Annotated in this window: 12 protein-coding genes; 10 read left to right on the forward strand and 2 right to left on the reverse strand. The window is 58.3% G+C overall.

Annotated elements, in window-relative coordinates:
- The first annotated feature begins 148 nt into the window (after window positions 1–148).
- The 5 genes from ACOYW0_RS18775 to ACOYW0_RS18795 all read left to right on the forward strand — a co-directional run bounded on the left by ACOYW0_RS18775 (window position 149) and on the right by ACOYW0_RS18795 (window position 10,192).
- Entirely contained in the window at window positions 149–1,051 is a 903-nt protein-coding gene (locus tag ACOYW0_RS18775; RefSeq protein WP_482415316.1) for a glutamate--tRNA ligase family protein, read from the forward strand.
- A 98-nt stretch (window positions 1,052–1,149) separates the two neighbouring features.
- Window positions 1,150–2,259, forward strand: coding sequence for a redox-regulated ATPase YchF (gene ychF / locus ACOYW0_RS18780; protein WP_482415317.1), 1,110 nt, complete (start codon window positions 1,150–1,152; stop codon window positions 2,257–2,259).
- A gap of 646 nt (window positions 2,260–2,905) precedes the next feature.
- Window positions 2,906–4,435 carry a hypothetical protein gene (locus tag ACOYW0_RS18785; RefSeq protein WP_482415318.1) on the forward strand — a complete coding sequence of 510 codons (1,530 nt, stop codon included), beginning with the start codon at window positions 2,906–2,908 and terminating at the stop codon, window positions 4,433–4,435.
- Window positions 4,436–5,034: 599 nt separating this feature from the next.
- Complete coding sequence (locus tag ACOYW0_RS18790; RefSeq protein ID WP_180146080.1) at window positions 5,035–5,817, forward strand: hypothetical protein; 783 nt, start codon at window positions 5,035–5,037, stop codon at window positions 5,815–5,817.
- 1 nt (window position 5,818) lies between these two features.
- Entirely contained in the window at window positions 5,819–10,192 is a 4,374-nt protein-coding gene (locus ACOYW0_RS18795) for a coiled-coil domain-containing protein (protein ID WP_482415319.1), read from the forward strand.
- Between the two features lie 156 nt (window positions 10,193–10,348).
- Here the strand turns inward: ACOYW0_RS18795 and ACOYW0_RS18800 are convergent, their stop codons facing one another.
- Both ACOYW0_RS18800 and ACOYW0_RS18805 read right to left on the reverse strand, forming a co-directional pair.
- Window positions 10,349–10,996, reverse strand: a complete 648-nt coding sequence (locus ACOYW0_RS18800) for a flavodoxin family protein (RefSeq protein WP_482415320.1) — start codon at window positions 10,994–10,996, stop codon at window positions 10,349–10,351.
- A 325-nt stretch (window positions 10,997–11,321) separates the two neighbouring features.
- Window positions 11,322–11,741 (reverse strand): MarR family winged helix-turn-helix transcriptional regulator, encoded by a 420-nt coding sequence (locus ACOYW0_RS18805; protein ID WP_180146089.1) that lies wholly within the window; start codon window positions 11,739–11,741, stop codon window positions 11,322–11,324.
- Window positions 11,742–12,102: 361 nt separating this feature from the next.
- Here ACOYW0_RS18805 and ACOYW0_RS18810 point away from each other — a divergent pair, with 361 nt between their 5' ends.
- From ACOYW0_RS18810 to ACOYW0_RS18830, 5 genes are all read left to right on the forward strand, one after another.
- Window positions 12,103–12,279 carry a hypothetical protein gene (locus tag ACOYW0_RS18810; RefSeq protein ID WP_482415321.1) on the forward strand — a complete coding sequence of 59 codons (177 nt, stop codon included), beginning with the start codon at window positions 12,103–12,105 and terminating at the stop codon, window positions 12,277–12,279.
- Between the two features lie 244 nt (window positions 12,280–12,523).
- Complete coding sequence (locus ACOYW0_RS18815) at window positions 12,524–14,617, forward strand: ankyrin repeat domain-containing protein (RefSeq protein ID WP_482415322.1); 2,094 nt, start codon at window positions 12,524–12,526, stop codon at window positions 14,615–14,617.
- Window positions 14,618–14,806: 189 nt separating this feature from the next.
- Window positions 14,807–15,181 carry a desulfoferrodoxin gene (locus tag ACOYW0_RS18820; RefSeq protein WP_180140580.1) on the forward strand — a complete coding sequence of 125 codons (375 nt, stop codon included), beginning with the start codon at window positions 14,807–14,809 and terminating at the stop codon, window positions 15,179–15,181.
- An 81-nt stretch (window positions 15,182–15,262) separates the two neighbouring features.
- Window positions 15,263–15,418, forward strand: coding sequence for a rubredoxin-like domain-containing protein (locus tag ACOYW0_RS18825; RefSeq protein ID WP_175469652.1), 156 nt, complete (start codon window positions 15,263–15,265; stop codon window positions 15,416–15,418).
- Between the two features lie 25 nt (window positions 15,419–15,443).
- On the forward strand, window positions 15,444–15,779 hold the full coding sequence (locus tag ACOYW0_RS18830; protein ID WP_482415323.1) for a cytochrome c3 family protein: 336 nt from the start codon (window positions 15,444–15,446) through the stop codon (window positions 15,777–15,779).
- The last annotated feature ends 591 nt before the right edge of the window (window positions 15,780–16,370 follow it).

Below are 16,370 nucleotides of genomic sequence, written 5' to 3' on the forward strand. Positions count from 1 at the left end.
TGCACTCTGCCGGTATCTGACCCATCCGATATTGGACATGGAATAAAAACAGTGATATGTAGGTTCGTTTTGAATCGATGCGCTTTTTAAGAGGCCCAACAGAGGGAGAACCCTTTTTTGCCCCATGGAAACAACGCCTTTGGACAGGATGGAGATACCTGAAAAGCCGGTGTCACGCATAGCGCCGACTCCCAGTGGTTACCTGCATCTGGGCAATGCGGTGAATTTTCTCGTGACCTGGGCCCTGGTCCGGGCCAGGGGCGGCACCCTTCACCTGCGCATTGATGACATGGACGGGATTCGGTTCCGTGACGAGGTACTGGAAGATATTTTCACCTCTTTGGAGTGGTTGGGGCTGGACTGGGACAGCGGGCCCTTTGGACCGGATGCGTTTCACAGCCGTTTTTCCCTTCAGAAGAAGCGTGAGGTCTACCGGGGCGAGCTGGACCGATTGCAGAAGGCCACCGAAAAGCTCTTTGCCTGTGAATGCTCCCGGAGCACCATTAAAAAGGCGTCTCCCGACGGTCTCTACCCCGGGACCTGTCGACACTGCGGACTTGCGCTGGTGCCCCAGAAGACCGCCATGCGGGTGCAGGTGGATGAAGGCGCCATGGTCAGCGTGAACGGCCACAGCCTGGACCTGTCCAGAACCTTCGGGGATTTTCTGCTCTGGCGTAAGGACGATCAGCCCGCGTACCAGTTTGCCAGTCTCTTGGAAGACGAGGCCGGCCAGATCAATTTTATCGTCCGGGGCGAAGACCTCCTGCCGTCAACGGCCGCGCAGCTCTACCTGGCAGACCTGTTTGACGCGTCCCATTTCAAGCGTTGCGCCTTTTTGCATCATCGGTTGATTCCCGGAGAGGACGGCGAGAAGCTGTCGAAATCCCGGGGGGCTTACGCCCTGAAAGACATGCGCGAAGCCGGGACACCCCCTGATGTGGCCTGGAAGGCTGCGGCCTGGTTTTTGGGATGCGCCCATGGGGTGTCGGCCCCAGAAGACCTCATTGCCTGCGCAGGGGCGTCTCAATGTGCCGGGGACCCGGAACGCTGAGTGTTGGTGCATAGAGGCGGTAACCACCATTGAACCGATGAGAAGGCCCGGATGGTCGGGTGTTCTCTTTTTTATTTTTTGAAGGAGTTTTGTGACCCATGCAATTGAACTGCGGTATTGTTGGCCTGCCCAACGTCGGTAAATCCACCCTCTTTTCGGCCCTGACCTCCGCTCCTGCCGAGGCGGCCAACTACCCTTTTTGCACCATCGAGCCCAACGTGGGCGTGGTGGCTGTGCCCGATGAGCGCATGAACCGCATCACGGAGCTGATCCCTCCCCAGAAGGTGATCCCCGCGGTGGTGGAGTTCGTGGACATTGCAGGCCTCGTTCGCGGGGCGTCCAAGGGAGAGGGGCTCGGCAACCAGTTCCTCGGTCACATCCGTCAGGTGGGTGCCATTATCCATGTGGTGCGCTGCTTTGATGACGACGACGTGGTCCATGTGGATGGCAAGGTCAACCCGGTGAGCGATATCGAGACCATCAGCATCGAGCTGGCCTTTGCCGACCTTGAGACGGTCCAGAAGCGCCTGACCGGTCTTCCCAAGCTCCTCAAGTCCCAGGACAAGAAGGTCTCCGGCAGGGCCAAGGCCCTGGAGCCTGTCCTGAAAAAGCTGGAGGCGGCCCTGGAAGAGGGGCAGCCCGCTCGAAGCCTGGAACTGGACGACCGCGAAATTGAGCTCATCTCCGACCTGCACCTCATTACCCAGAAAAAGCAGCTCTATTGCTGCAACGTGGGGGAAGACGATCTGGGCAGCGAGAACGATTACGTGGCCAGCGTCCGTGAGTTTGCCGAGAAAGACGGCTCCGGCGTGGTGGTGATCTGCGGCAAATTTGAATCGGAAATTTCCGAAATGGACGACGAAGAGGAGAAAAAGGCCTTTTTGGAAGACGCAGGGCTGGAAGAGTCCGGGCTCCATCGTCTCATCCGCGAAGGCTACAGCATGCTGGGCCTCCAGACCTACTTCACGGCCGGTGAAAAAGAGGTCCGCGCCTGGACCTTCCCCAAAGGGGCCAAAGCTCCCCAGGCCGCAGGCGTGATCCACTCCGATTTTGAGCGCGGGTTCATCCGTGCGGAGGTCTACCACTGCGAAGAGCTCTTCGAATACAAGAGCGAGGCTGCCCTCAAAGAGAAGGGCAAGCTCCGCGTGGAAGGCAAAGAGTACGAGGTGCAGGACGGAGAAGTTCTGCACTTTCGCTTCAACGTATAGCAAGATTCCCGGCTCCCCGGCGTGCTCTTCCCGAACCATCGGGAAGGCAGCGCCGGATCGGTGGCAGGCCCTTTGGGGCCTGCAGGTCGAGGAGCCGGAATTTATCCGTTCCAGTCCTTGGCCTTCCTTCTTCCCTCCTGTCTCATTTTCGAGCAGATCCCTTGTAGCGACTCAATTCCCTGCTGCCTTCGGTGGTCTTTCCCATAGTTTCAGGTTGAACGAGTAAGTACCCGAAATGTTATGGGTGCGCGGAGAGATGGTTGACTCTGTTTAATCTCTTTCTGGCAATGCGGGGTGACAATACCGGAGGGTGGGTTGAGATCGGAAAGGACGGTTCTCCCATGCCCCTGGCGTTGTTTTCAGACGGGAGCATCGATCCCATCGGGGTATCGGCTCAAGGATGAGCGGGGCCTCGGCCTCGGAAATGATAAAAACGCCCCCGGGTCCAATGGGGACGAGGGTGTTTTTGTGCCTTGGCACCCTTCGATTTCAGGGTGTCACTGACAAAAAAATGTGATACCTAAAAAAGGCCCCATCAAGGGGCTTTTTGTTTTTGGCGCGGGCTTGACCGCAGCATGAATTTTGTATGGTGCCGGGTCAACGTCGAGTGCGTGGAGACCGGATCAGATAGATACAGGGGTGCACGTTGGATACGTTGACAACAGAGGAAAATCGCCTTGAGGGCGAAGGGGAGTCCAGGACGGTTCGAACCCGCGAATCGGACGTCACCCGGGTGGTCCATTCGGGCCTTGTCATGCGACCCATTTATGAGCTGGAGGCCCGGCGGTTCCGGTTCGGCGAAGCCGGGGGAAAGGCTTGGGAGGTGCTGGATCTCTGCTGGTTGGCCTTTGCCATTCTAGATACCATCTCCGAGGTGACCGAATACCAGGTGGGGGCCTCCCGAAGCGAGGTGATCGGGCGCATCCGGTCATCGGCCCGGGTGCAGGCCCAGGCCGCAGGGGTTGAGATCACCGCCGACGAACTCGACGAGGTGATCAGCCGCGTCTTTGACCACCTTTCCAACCGGGAGCGGCGCTACCTTCCCTTTGAATACCCTTACTACGACGGCCAGGAGGGCCGGTTCGATACCCGGAAGTTCTGGCTCATCAAGGCCGTGTACACCGGGTACGGAGAGACCACCTCCTTTGCCCTCACCGACGAAGGCTATGCCGCGTACTTCGGCCTGCATGAAACAAGCGCCCTGGACGGAACAGCCATCGGCAACCTTCGAATCAAGCTCTTCATCGAACGCGGCAACGTGGACGACGCCATTCTGGTGGCGGACCAGAACCAGAAGCAGTGCTTCCGAAAGGCCGGAGATATAAGGAACGTGCGCCGGGCCATCGCCCGGAATATCCACGCCGTGGAGTTTGCAAAGATCAACGCCATGGCCGACGAAGGCGCGGGCCAGGCCCTCCAGATCCAGGAGGAGAGCAGCCGTCTCCAGACCCTGGTCATGGCCTACCTTCAGGATACCTCCGATGCGGACCTTGAGGAGAAGCTGCACCAGCTTGCAGGTCAGCTCAGGCACCTGAACTCCCGCCAGATGGACCTGGTGGGCGAACTCCAGCGCCTGCCCGACGACTACCACAAACACAGCCACAAGCTCTTCCGGCGAAATTCCTACGGTATCCTGCCCTCGCCCGACGAGGTGCTCAAGCGGGTGGCCAGGCTGGAGGAGCACAAAGCCGCGGAGGTGGGCATGGAATTTATCGCCCGCTTTGACCCGCCCACCCGGCCCTCCCTGTTTGACCCGGCAACACTCATGGACGCCATGGACCGGTTCCTCGAACGCATGAGCGGCCCCCAGGAAAAACAGCGGGCCGTCTGCGAAATCGACGGAGAGGATCTGGAGACCTACCACTCGGAACTCACCGAAGAGCTCATGGCCTCGGCCGGTGCCTTTATGCGCAACGCCGTCCATAAAGAGGGCTTCCTGGCCCTCTCCGACCTCATGGACCGCTCCTGCGACCATGGCACCCCCATGGCCGTTGCCGCCGCCATGACTGTTTTCCAGTGCTTCGTGGACCCCCGCACCGCCGAAAAGAACCGCGTTCAGGTTCGCCTGGCAGACACCGAAAGCCGCTTCTCCGCCCGACTCCCGGACGGGCGCCTTTACCGAGGCCACAACCTGGCCCTGGTGCCCCTTGCCGAGGGCGGGGTCGAGGCGAATTAAAAAAACAGCCTCCGGCGGCCAGGTGGGGGCACCTGGAAACCTTATGGCGAATGCGTGGAGGCCGCCAGCATACAATCGTTATCGGGGCATTCGCGTGATGTGTGACATGGGGCAACCGTTTATGCTGGAGAGGCCCATGTCATTCTTCGGAAACCAGGATAAAGGGCCAGAGACGCAAATGCTCTGAACCCTCGTTTCTCGGGTTCCTCACATTTGCTGACGGGCTGCGCCTGTTATAAAAATGCCCCCGGAGGCCACACTTTTAAAAAGTTTGGCAAACAGGTCTTACGAAGGTCGTGGATCGGCCGCAAGCTTTCGGCGACCCGCCGGAGGCAACTGAATAGCTACAGTTTAACGAACAGGTTTTAAAACGTGGATTCAAGTCAATTTAAATCAAAGACGAATGTGTTTTTTCCCGAGGAACGAGGGGAAAAGCGCATTCGTAACCTGCTTTCGAGGTGGCACACCTCGCCGCCGGAGGCATGCTTTTTGAACCTACTTTGACCATATCATCCTTTTCGCATCCGGTGAGCGCCAGCGAGCCGGATGCCATATGGGGTCAAGGGGATCATCCCCTTGCCGCCGGAGGCGAAATATAATTGGAAACAAACGATATCTATCAGGTCAATCGGTTGATTTATCTCAGCCTGGCCCACAGCAACGGGCGTAAGCAGCTGGTGGGACGCCATCAGGATGAGGCCAAAGAGCTGGTCCAGCGATACCAGGCGGACGGCCAGTTCCAGGTGATGGTTCATGACGGCCTCGCCGGCCTGGAGCTTCAGGTGCTGGACGTGGAGGCCCTTGCTCTCCGTGTTTCCGCTTTGCATGCCGGAAGCTTTTTTGCGGCAAACCTCACCGAGTACGGCAAGATCCTGGCCCGTAACGAGCTGAAGGCAGCCGAGCTGCTCATGGTGCATTGCGCGGTTGCCACGGCGTTTTTCCCTTCTGAGGCGGATCTGGACGCGCCCGTGGAGGACCTGGGCATTGCCATGGTGGAAGATGTGGTGGAGGTGCTCCGGCGCTTTGCAGAGGCCGAAGCCCAGATGGAAGAGGACGACGACCTGGTCCATCCCGAGGTGCGGACCGCGGCCAAGAGGTTCCGGGAGCTTCCCGAGGAGAATCCCGACAGCAAGCGCGCAGGGGGGGGGCACAGCTGGGTGGAGCTCATCCAGCGGGTCTTTGAACACATGGTGGAGACCGGCTACCTCCTGGCCTTTGAGGACCGTCCCGGAGAATTGGAGTACCGGCCCACGCCGTCGTACCAGGCGGCCCTGAAGAATGCCACGGTCTATGCGTTCCATGCCTTCCGAGACGTGGTGGAGGATCATCAGATGATGGCCGAGGAGCAGGCCGAGGTCCAGGCAGAAGAGGAGGCGCACTAGGATGTATCGACTCAGCAGATTTTTTATCAGTGACGTGGCGGCCGGAGAGAACATCGTCCAGAACGGCTATTTTCCCATCTGCCGTGAGGGGGAGCGTGCCGACCACGGTGTGCTCTTTGCACAGAACGGCTCCTGCAAGACCACGCTTCTTTCGTTTTTGCTCAGCGCTTTCTGCCCGGAGCAGCGCCGGTTTGTCCAGCACCTTCAGTCCGGCGGGGACAAGAGCCTGGATCAGTACCTGATCCCCGGGCGCCCGGCCGTGGTGCTCATCAACCTTACCGTCACGGCGGAGCCCACCCTCTTTGAGGCCGAGCCCGAAGAGCACCTTCTGGTGGGGCAGCTCATCTATCGCCACAAAGGGGCGGCGGGCAAGATCGACCGCATCTATTTTACCTCGTCGGAAGAGTCCCTGTTCGACGAACTTCGCTCTGCCTGGCCGGGCCTCTCCGCCGAGGAGAAGCCCTTTACCGCCGCCCGGGAGTACATCACCCCCAGGGTCACCTCCACCACCTCCCAGCGGGACTGGGAAGAGCACCTGGAAAAGCTCGACCTCGACCCCTGGCTGGTGAACCGCCAGGTGGACTTTGCCCGGTCCGAAGGGGGCATCAAGGACGCCTTCAAGTTCCGCAACGAAGAGGAGTTCATGGGCTTTTTCCTGGGCTGCGTTACGGACCTGGACGTGGCGGCAAAGCTCCGGGAGACCACCCTGCAGTCCATGGAGAAGATGCGCCATCGCCCCGAGAAGAAGGCCCGGCTCAAGGCTGCCTGGGGGCTTCGGGAGAAACTCTCCGAGTTCGAGGCGGTCAGCGGCAAGTGGCGCAGCGCCGGTGACGACACCGACGCCTTTCGTCTGCGTCTGGGCGAGGCCCGCCGCCTTCTGTCTACGGCAAAGGCGGCTGCGGCTGCCAGGGGAAAAGAGGTGGCGGCCAAGATTCATGAGGCTGCCGAGTCCCATGACACCGTGACCTTGCAGCTGAACCGCACCAGGGCCAACGCCTTTTACCTGGAGTCGGTAAAATACGCCCGGGAAGAGAAGCGCCTCAAAGAGCAGGTGGACGCGGCCACCGAGGCCTACGCCTCCGGCCGCAGGGAGCAGGCCTCCCTGCGCGGGGCGGGCCTGGCCGCAAAAATCCGGCGCCTGTCCGCCCAGATTTACGACCGGGAGAAGGCCCTCTCCGACAAAGACGACGCCCTGGCGCCCGTGCGCGAGCAGATCTCCGTTAGGTCCTCCCAGTATCATCACCGCCTTGCCTCGGAGCGGGACGAGGCCGCAAAGGAACGCCACCGCCTGAAGGAGGAGCAACAGGCCGCCGGGTCTAGGCGTCGAACCATCGAAGCCGAGGCCGAAGCCCTTGCCTCGGACGTGGAGAAGGCAAGGCACACCATCACCCGGTGCACCACCCTCATCGACGCCGCCGAAACCTCCCGAACCGCATTGGCCCTGGCGCAGGATCAGTCCCCGGAAGAGGCCCTGGAAGATTTGAAAACAGAGCAGGGCCAGCATGCCTCGCGTCGGGAAGAGATTATTGCTTCCCTGGAGGACCTCTATCTGGAGATGGAAGAGTCCAAGCAGCTCTGGAAGAGAAGCCAGCGGGAGCAGGTGGAGGCCGAGTCAGCCGCAAAGCAGGCGGCCGAGGCCCTGGACAAGGAAAAAGCTGCCCGGGAGACCCTACAGACCAACCGTCACCTGGCTGCTGTGGCCGGGTGCAGCGACCTGTCCCCCCATCGGCCGGACCTGGCCTCCCGGGTTGCCGAGATGCTCCAGCGCAAGCGAAACGCCGTGGCCGAGCAGAACCATCGCCGCTTTACCCTGGACGATGACATCGAGCGCCTCTCCACCACCGAGACCCTGGCCGTGGACGCGGACACCCGTCGCCTGCTGGCGTGGCTCCAGGAAGAGGGCGTCTCCCCTGCCGACGTCAAGGCGTTTCCCGACTACCTTGCCGCAGAGTACGGCGATTCCCAGGTGGTGGCCCGGTTCCTTGAAAAAGACCCGGGGCGATTTACCGGGATCATGGCCAAAAACGACAAGGTACTGGAAAAGGTGAAGGCCCTGTCCTCCCCGGACTGGCTGACGCGACCGGTGGTGATTTCCGTGCCGTCTGCCCTTGAGGAAGTGGCCGACTGCCAGGGCCACGTACTGGCCCCGGCCGACGCTTCGGTCTACAGTCCCTCCTTCATTGAAACCCGTATCACCGAGCTGAAAGCCAGGCGTGCCTCCCTGGTGGAAACCCTGGTTTCTGAGCAGGCCCTGCTGGCGGAGATGGAGCATGCCGCAAGGCTTCTGACGGCTTACCTGGAGCAGTACCCCGACGAGTCCGGGATCCAGGCCCTGGAAGGCCAGCTCACCGAAGCCGGGCATCGGGTGGAAGAGATCCAGGCCGAGATCGCCCGGGCGGAAGAGGCCCAGAGGGTGCTTCTCTCCGAAGAGAATCGCCTCAAAGGTGAAGCCAAGGGCATCACGGAAAAGGAAGGCGAACTCACCCGCCGCATGCAGCAGATTACCGCCTGGCAGACTCAGTACGGGGAGCTGGAGGCCTGGAAGCAGAGCCTCAATGACGAGAACCGGAACCTCTCCTCCTTTGAAGGGCGCAAGACAGAGATCCGTGAGAGCCGGGAGGCACTGGGCGACGAGATGACGCGCCTTGTGGAGCTCCTTGCCCGCAATGAGGCGTCGGTCAAGCGGCTGGATGAAAAGGCCGAACTCGTTCCCCAGGGGGACGCCACGCTGGATGAGGACCAGAAACAGGAAGCCCGGGAGATGGATCTTTCCGCCTTGGCGTCCTTGTATACCGAGGCCCTGGAACGGGAGCGCCGGGTGGCAGGCGAACTGGGCATTGAGTCCCTGGCGGCCGAGCTCACCGAGCTCAAGGCCAAGCGCCAGAAAGAGGCGGCGGAGCTGGAGCGCTCCCGCCGCGAGTACGATCTGGACGAGGCCCTGGTTGAGACGTGGGCTTCCCACACCGACGCCGAACGTGCTGAACGGATGGAGGCCCTGGCCGCCATGCTGGAAGAGACCCTGGAGCAGAAAGGGGCCTTTGTGGGCAAGCAGGAGGGCATCGTCCGTGAGAAGCAGCGCCTGGATCTGGAACTGGGGCGCTGGAAGGGCAGGGGCGTGACCCCGGATGTGTCCGCCGATACCCTGGAAGCCGCCGCTCTCGACGAGGCCATGGAGGGGTGCTCCCTGGAAGGGGCCCGCCTGCGCGAAGAGCTCATGGATTTGGAGACCAAACAGACCAAGCTCAAGAGCAAGGCAGACATGGTCAAGACCTGGTCCACCTCCCTGGATCTGGGCACCGCCCGCATCAAGGACTACACCCCGGTCTGGGACGAGGAGTCGCCCAGGCGCGAGTGGCCCGAGCTTGTGGAGTGCGCCAACCCTGTGGTGGCCGCCGAGGTTTTCCTCAAAGAGGTGGAGGAGGTGATTCGCCTGGAAGCCGACTCCGTGGCCGAAAGCGTTCGCCAGCACCGGGTGATGTCCGCGGCCTTTGACCGCCTTCAGGTGAGCCTCTCCGATGAGAAGCTCAAAGAGGCTTTGCCTGCGGTGGTGGACGAGCTGCGCCGCCACGACGCCGAAACCCTGGGGGCCCAGAGCGCTGCCATGGTGGCCACCTGCAAGGACCTGGCCGAAAACATCGAGAGCGACTTGGCCCGGTCGGAAAAGTTCGTGGGCAGCCTCATCGGCATGATGCTCCAGCACGTCAAGGAGTGCCACCAGAAGCTCCTCACCGCCACCCGCATCACCATGCCCGACGATGTCTTTATCTACGGCGGAAAAGCGATCCTGCGCTGCAGCAGGCGGCTTGATTTTGCACGGCACGAAGAGGCTTTCCGCGAGTCCATCGACAACTGGCTCCACGAGCTCATCGAGGCCAACCGCATGCCCGAGGTCAACGCCCGCACCGGCAACATGCTGGGGGCCGAGCTCATGTATCGCCTTCTCCAGGCCGCCACCGGAAAGAGCGAGTTTGCCGTGCGGCTCCTCAAGTGTGACGACACGGGCAGGCGCTACGAGCAGGTGGGCAAGGACCTGGGTTCCGGCGGCGAGGCCCTCACCACGGCCGTGCTCCTCTACGCCCTGCTCACTTCCATGCGCCAGAAACGCCGCAACCGCAAAGAGGATCGCCTCCCGGCCTTCCTCATCGCAGACAACCCCCTGGGCGTCTGCAACCGGTCGGATTTTCTGGACGCCCAGCTCAAGGTGGCCCGTGCCATGGGCATCCAGTGCGTCTACTTTACCGGCATCAACGACACCGAGTCTCTGGGCCTCTTCGAACACCGCGTGGCCGTGCGCAAAAGCGGCAAACGCGTCCAGATCGAAGGCGTGGATTATAACCACCTGGAGGTCATCGAACAGAACCTGGAACGGGTATAAAGCGCCTTTGGGCGGCAAACGAAAAAGCCTCCGGCGGCCCTGCCGGGGGCCAAACTTTTTGAAAAAAGTTTGATCAAAAACGTTTGGGTGTGAACGAGCCCTGAGTGATCCTGACGGATCGCTCAGGGCTCGTTTTGTCTTTGCGCTGTGACTTAATTAATTGGGGCTGGCGAACCTGCGTCCCATATCAAAGGCTTTATCACAATCCAACGGGAAGATCTCTTGACGCTGTTTCTCTTTTATCACCGGATCGAAACAGGACTGAACAACAGTGTCATAGTTATTAAACTGATACGTGTCATGACAGAAGAGGGTTTCGGATTTACCGAAAACAAACTCTAACTGCGTTTCATTTAAGTTGAGATGGGCATCAAATCCATACCCTTTCATCCCTTCCTCTGTGACGTTCATGGTATAGATAAAGCCCGTTCGGATGGTTCTCGGAAAGAGGGTTTGATACGGGTTGGCGTACACATACTTTGGGAAGAGGGCTCGCTCAAGAAAGCACCGCATTTCACCTGAAACCGAGCCAAAATAGATCGGTGAGCCCAGGATCAAGGCATCGGTATGGTCAATTTTATTTAATACCGATGTCAGCTCATCGCTCATTGCGCAGGACCCGTAATGGCGGCCCCCCTTTTTTTTGCAGGCAAAGCAACTTTGGCATCCTTTGTAAGCAAGATCGTACAAATGGATCAACTCCGTTTCCGCTCCCTGGGAAGAGGCGCCGTCAAGAGCCTTTTGGAGCAGGGTTGCTGTGTTCCACCTTTTTCTGGGGCTGCCGTTGATTGCGATAACATTCATAGTTGGTGGTTCCTTTTAAATCATGGGGTTCTGGGTTGGGTTTTTATTATTAGTTAAGTACAAACTAATTAATGTGATGGTGATCCTATGATGATGCAGGCGAATTTTACTGATTTGTTTGTTGTGGGGTATTGTGCTCTATTTTAATGAATTTTAGGGGCTATTGCGTTTGAAACCCACCTAACATGTCGCTGAATGTGGTCGTAAAGCAAGGGAGAGCACGTGATGATAAACTTTTTAACTGCTTGTCCCGGGCAGGGCATCCAGAGGCAAACGTCTCAATGCGGTGGGCTTTTGGAAACAAAGACCGGATGTGTTTTCGATGCTATCCAGAAATTTTGTCGAGCAAGCGGATAAATGTTTCTACTTCATTCGGGTCAAGTTTCTTCAGGATGAGCTCGATTATTTTATTTTCGGAGAGCGCTCGCGAACGCGCAATATTCCGCCCTTTCTCCGAAAGTTCAATAAAATAAACCCTGCCGTCATCCGGGGATTGCGTTTTTGTTACGCACTCGAGCCTGATCAACTTGTTCACGATTTCCGTTACAGAAGGCTTTGTAATTCCAAGAAGTTCCGCCATGAGGCTGAACGTGAGGCTGTCATGTTCGTCAATGAGCTTCAGGTAATGGATCTGATTCACTTGCAGCTGAGACATTCCCAACTGCTCTGAGATTTCCAGGCTGCAGGTTGTGGAGGCATCATAGAATCTTTTTACTATGTGATGCATACGATCATCTGAGGTCATTGGTGCGTCCTTTTTTTTATTTGTTAGGAAGAAACTAACTAAATGGCGGTCGGTTGTCAATATGAATGTTTTTTCGTTTTCTCTTATGCGTTTTGTGTTGTTGGCTGTTCTTTATTACCGGCCTTGGGTATGCATCCATCGTCGGGGGACAATCAAAGGTTACTTTTTTTGGTACCATGCGACGTGTGCAACGGGGGCGGTGATCGTTTTGTCCAGTTTGAGCAGGTGTATCCTCTCTGTCAATGTTGAAGAGTACAGGCTGTTTTTTTTGAATCATATGCGGGTATGTATTTATCAGGTGTCTATCAGATTCATTTCGTTTCTGTGTAAATTAAGGATTTCACGTTGCAATGGGGGGGGCATGAGAATTCATGTGGGCTGTTATGCGGGGCATCGGGGTGAGGAAACACCCCAAACAGTTACTCTGGGCGAGAGCGTCATCCGGGTGATGGAGATCCTGGACCAGTGGCTGGCCCCGGAGCATCGTTACTTCAAATATCGGGGCGACGACGGGGGCGTGTACCTTCATTCGCCATGATGTGGCCTCTGCGCATGTCGGTTTTGCTGCCAGGCCTCTGGAATCAGCGGGGGACGGGGTGGGGTTGATCTCGTGAGGGGAGCCTTTGAAATAGAAGGCAACTGAATTGTTACATGCGTTGGCCCTGACAAGTCTTCCCTTGTGTGTGCGATACATTACAAGCCCTGTGGCGGGGAACGTGATATGGTGATCCCTCGTATGTGCCTTGTTTCGGACCCTATTGAAAAAATTCATGGAGCCCCCTATGAGACGTGTCAGCCTCGTTGTCTGTCTGTTGTGCCTGTTGGTCTGCTTTCCGGCCCTTTGCCTTTCCGCCCCGCCCGGGGATTTGACCGGCCAGGAGAAGGCCGAACGCCTGGCCGGTGTCATGGCCCCTGTGTTTGATATCCATTTGAGCCAGGATTTTTCCACCATTGAAGAGGGCGGGGCGTTTTCAGACCTTGTTCTGGACGAGGAGAACGAAGAGGCCCGGTTTGAGGCCCGTGAATTTTTCGAGGCCACGGGTTTGATGCTCTCCTGCACGGTGGGGCGGGAGGAAGCGTTCCTCCACCTGCCCGATACCTGGGACGGTGCCGACCGGGACGTGGTGAAGGCTATCCACAAAGGCCTGGCGTTTTACCACAGGGAAGAAACCATTGACGGCGGCGTGCGCGTTCTCTTTCGCCACGCACGCTTAGAATCCAAGGACGATTATTATGTGGTGCAGCTGGACATCCGCAATCGGGACAAGACCACGCCGTCCCTAACCCTTGGCTGCTACCGAAAAGAGCGGAGCCGGTCAACTGCTGTGTTTACGGTGCCCGACGCCGCCTGGAAGTCCTGGAAGCCGGAGGTCAAAGAAGGCGAGACAGCAGCCAAGACCCGTGTGGCGGTGGCCATGTATCGTGCCAAGGACGCTGAAGGGGATGTCTTCGGCACCCACCTGCTGGAGGTCTCCTTTCTCAAGGGGATGCCCTGGCTCTCCTTTCGGCCCCGGCTTTATCCCATGTGGGAAAAGGCAAATCCCGAATCCGCCCAAAAAGGATTTATCAGGGAGCTCACCGGGGTCTTTGTGGACGAGACACCCTTTGCAGCCTTTGTTCGGGCCAAAGAGCGGCGTCCGTCATTTATCGGGGACCCCCGGCAGCCCTTTTTTCCCCTGGGCCCCGAGGATTTTGCCGCTTTGAAACAAGGCAGTTTTATCCAGTTTGACCTGGTGAGCGTCCTCGGCGAAAAGATGCAGGTGCGCTTTCCCCTCAACGGCTCCATGGAGGCCCTCACCCTTTTGGAGAACCTGCCGGAAAACAAGGGCAAGCCCACTTTGGACGGGCTGGTCCTGGCCGGGGACCTTTCCGGAGTGGAGGCGGCCATGGCCTCTGGGGCGTCCGTCAACACCAAGCCGTCAGGCGGCATGTCCCCCCTGGCCCTTGCCGTGAAGATGGACGACACGGCCATGGTCCGACTCCTGGGGAAGGCCCCGGACCTTGATACCGAAGAGAAAAACAGCGAAGGCGACGGGTTCCTCCACATTGCGGCCCACTACAAACACGGCAACGCCATGCTTGATGCCCTTTTGGCCATCGGTTGCGACACCGAAATCCGGGACGAAAACGGCCGTACCCCCTTAAGCCGAACGGTCTGTTACGACGGCATGGGCAAGGTCGACAGCCTCCTTGGGGCCGGTGCGCGTATCGACGCCCCGGACGAGGACGGGTACACTGCCCTGCACCACACCGTGAGAAACCGATTCTCTTCCGAGGAGGAGACCGAGTACCTTATCAAGCACGGAGCCGATAAAAACCGGCGAACCGGCGACGGGCATACCCCTCTCATGGTGGCCATTGAGAATCAGTGCTGGGGACATATCCAGAAACTCCTGGCCTTGGACGTCGCCCTTTCTCCCACAAACAACAAAGGCCAGACCGCCCTGGCCATGGCCGAGGCGTACCGGGACAGCAGCGACCTCACCGAGATGATCCCCACCCTGATCCTGGCAGGGGAGGAGGCCGTAAAAAAGACCCATGAGGCCTACACCAACCTGGCCACGATCCTTGAAAACAAGGGGCTCTACCACATCGGGTTCCACAACACCACGAGCGAGACCGTCATGGTGGCCGTGCGCATCAAGGACACGGACGGAGACTGGGTGACCCGATCCTGGGCCAAATACACCCCAGGGGAAAAGGGGATTATGACCCGCAGCCCCAACAGCATCTTTTACTTTTTTGCAGAATCCGAGAGCTGGGTGTGGAAGGGCACGGACAACTATCGGACCATCTCGGGCAAAAAGGTGGGCATGCGTGAGGTGAAGCTGAAGTCCCGGTACAAGGGCGAATCGTACTATTATACGCTCAAATAAAGGCCCCTCAGCCTGGGGTACCGGCCAAGGCATTTCCATCTATTTCAATTGAAAATCAACGGAATTTAATATAGAATTTCTTCCACATATCTTGGGAATACGACCTGCGTACCCGTCACCGCAACGGTGACCCCGACAAGCATCCGCAAGACGGCGGACTGCTTATGCCCATCTTTTATGGAGGACACTATGATTGAACGAAACCAGATTTTTAAATGTGATTTGTGTGGAAATATCGTTGAAGTGATGGTGGGGGGCGGACCCATCCCCGTCTGCTGTGGTCAGGACATGGCCCTGCTTACGGAAAATACCGAAGACGCTGCCGTTGAAAAGCATGTCCCCGTGGTTGAAAAAATCGCCGGTGGCTTTCGCGTGGTCGTAGGCGAAGTGGCCCACCCCATGCTGGACGCCCATTACATTCAGTGGATCGAGATCCTTGCCGACGGTAAGGTCTACCGCCAGTACCTGAACCCCGGTGACGCCCCTGAGGCGACCTTCATGATCGACGCAGACACCGTCACCGCCCGGGAGTACTGCAACCTCCACGGCCTCTGGAAGAAGTAGGCGGCCGTGACCTTTGGCGGGGGACGTCGCCTGGCTGTCCCCCGCATCAGTATCCCACCCGTTACAAAGGGAGGATGACCCATGGAAAAAAGCTGGAAATGCACGGCATGTGGCTACAGCCTGAAAGACAAGGAGCCCCCTGAGGAGTGTCCGGCGTGCAAGGAAAAATGCACGTTTGTGGACAACATCGACTACACCCAGAACATCGGAGACAAACGACCCGACGAGCGGATTTGATGCGGAGGCATTGGAAGGAGCGAGGATGAGAAGGGTTGGGAGTGTGCTGGCAGCCGTTCTGCTGGTTGGTGTATGCTGCGCGTTTGCCGGACAGGGGAGTGAGTCCCTTGTTCTGCCTGTGGAGGGGAAATACGGAGAGGTGGCCTTCCCGCATTGGAACCATCAGGCAACCCTCGGAGACTGCAACACCTGCCATGGGATGTTTCCCCAGGAGACCGGCGCCATTGATCGGCTCATTGCCGATAACGGCCTGAAGAAAAAACAGGTGATGAACAATTGCCGCGTATGCCATCGCACGACGGCAAAAACAGGGAACCCCAGCGGCCCGGTCAAGTGTTTTGACTGCCACGCCAAGGGGTAGACAATTTTGAAGACGAAAAACCGCAGTGCCACGCGCTGCGGTTTTTTTGTAGCTATTCAGTTGCCTCCGGCGGCCAGCTGGGGGCACAGGGGAACCCTGTTGCGAATGCTTGAAGGCAGAGATCAATCAATTATTCTTGGAGCATTCGCGTGATGTGTGACGTAGGGCAACCGTATCTGCAGGAGAGGCCTGCTCGTCAGGTTAAATCCATTGGCAATCGATGATGCTCGAGTGGACATAATTCAGAGGGTAACCCCCACCGTATGACAGTTTCACCAGTAGAGGTAGGCAACTTTTCATAAATAGTAAGGGTTCATAACGCTAAGCAAGACCTATTGGAACGGAGCGCCGCACTCCAGTGCGGCTTTTTAGTCCGTTGTTACCCATGCCGCACCGGAGTGCGGCGCTCCAGGGATCAAGGGGGACTAAATGGTGATGAAAACACGCTGATGGCCGAAACGATGACCAAGGCCAAAACGAAACCGGACCGGTAGTGGGATATCGGCGCCTTTAGACCCAGAACTGGTAAGCTTTGAGCGGTTAACATTCAAGCCTCCCGTTGGACGGGAGGGGATGATTCGTTCGTAAGGC

The organism is Desulfoluna sp. HI9BLuna (genome assembly GCF_056829775.1).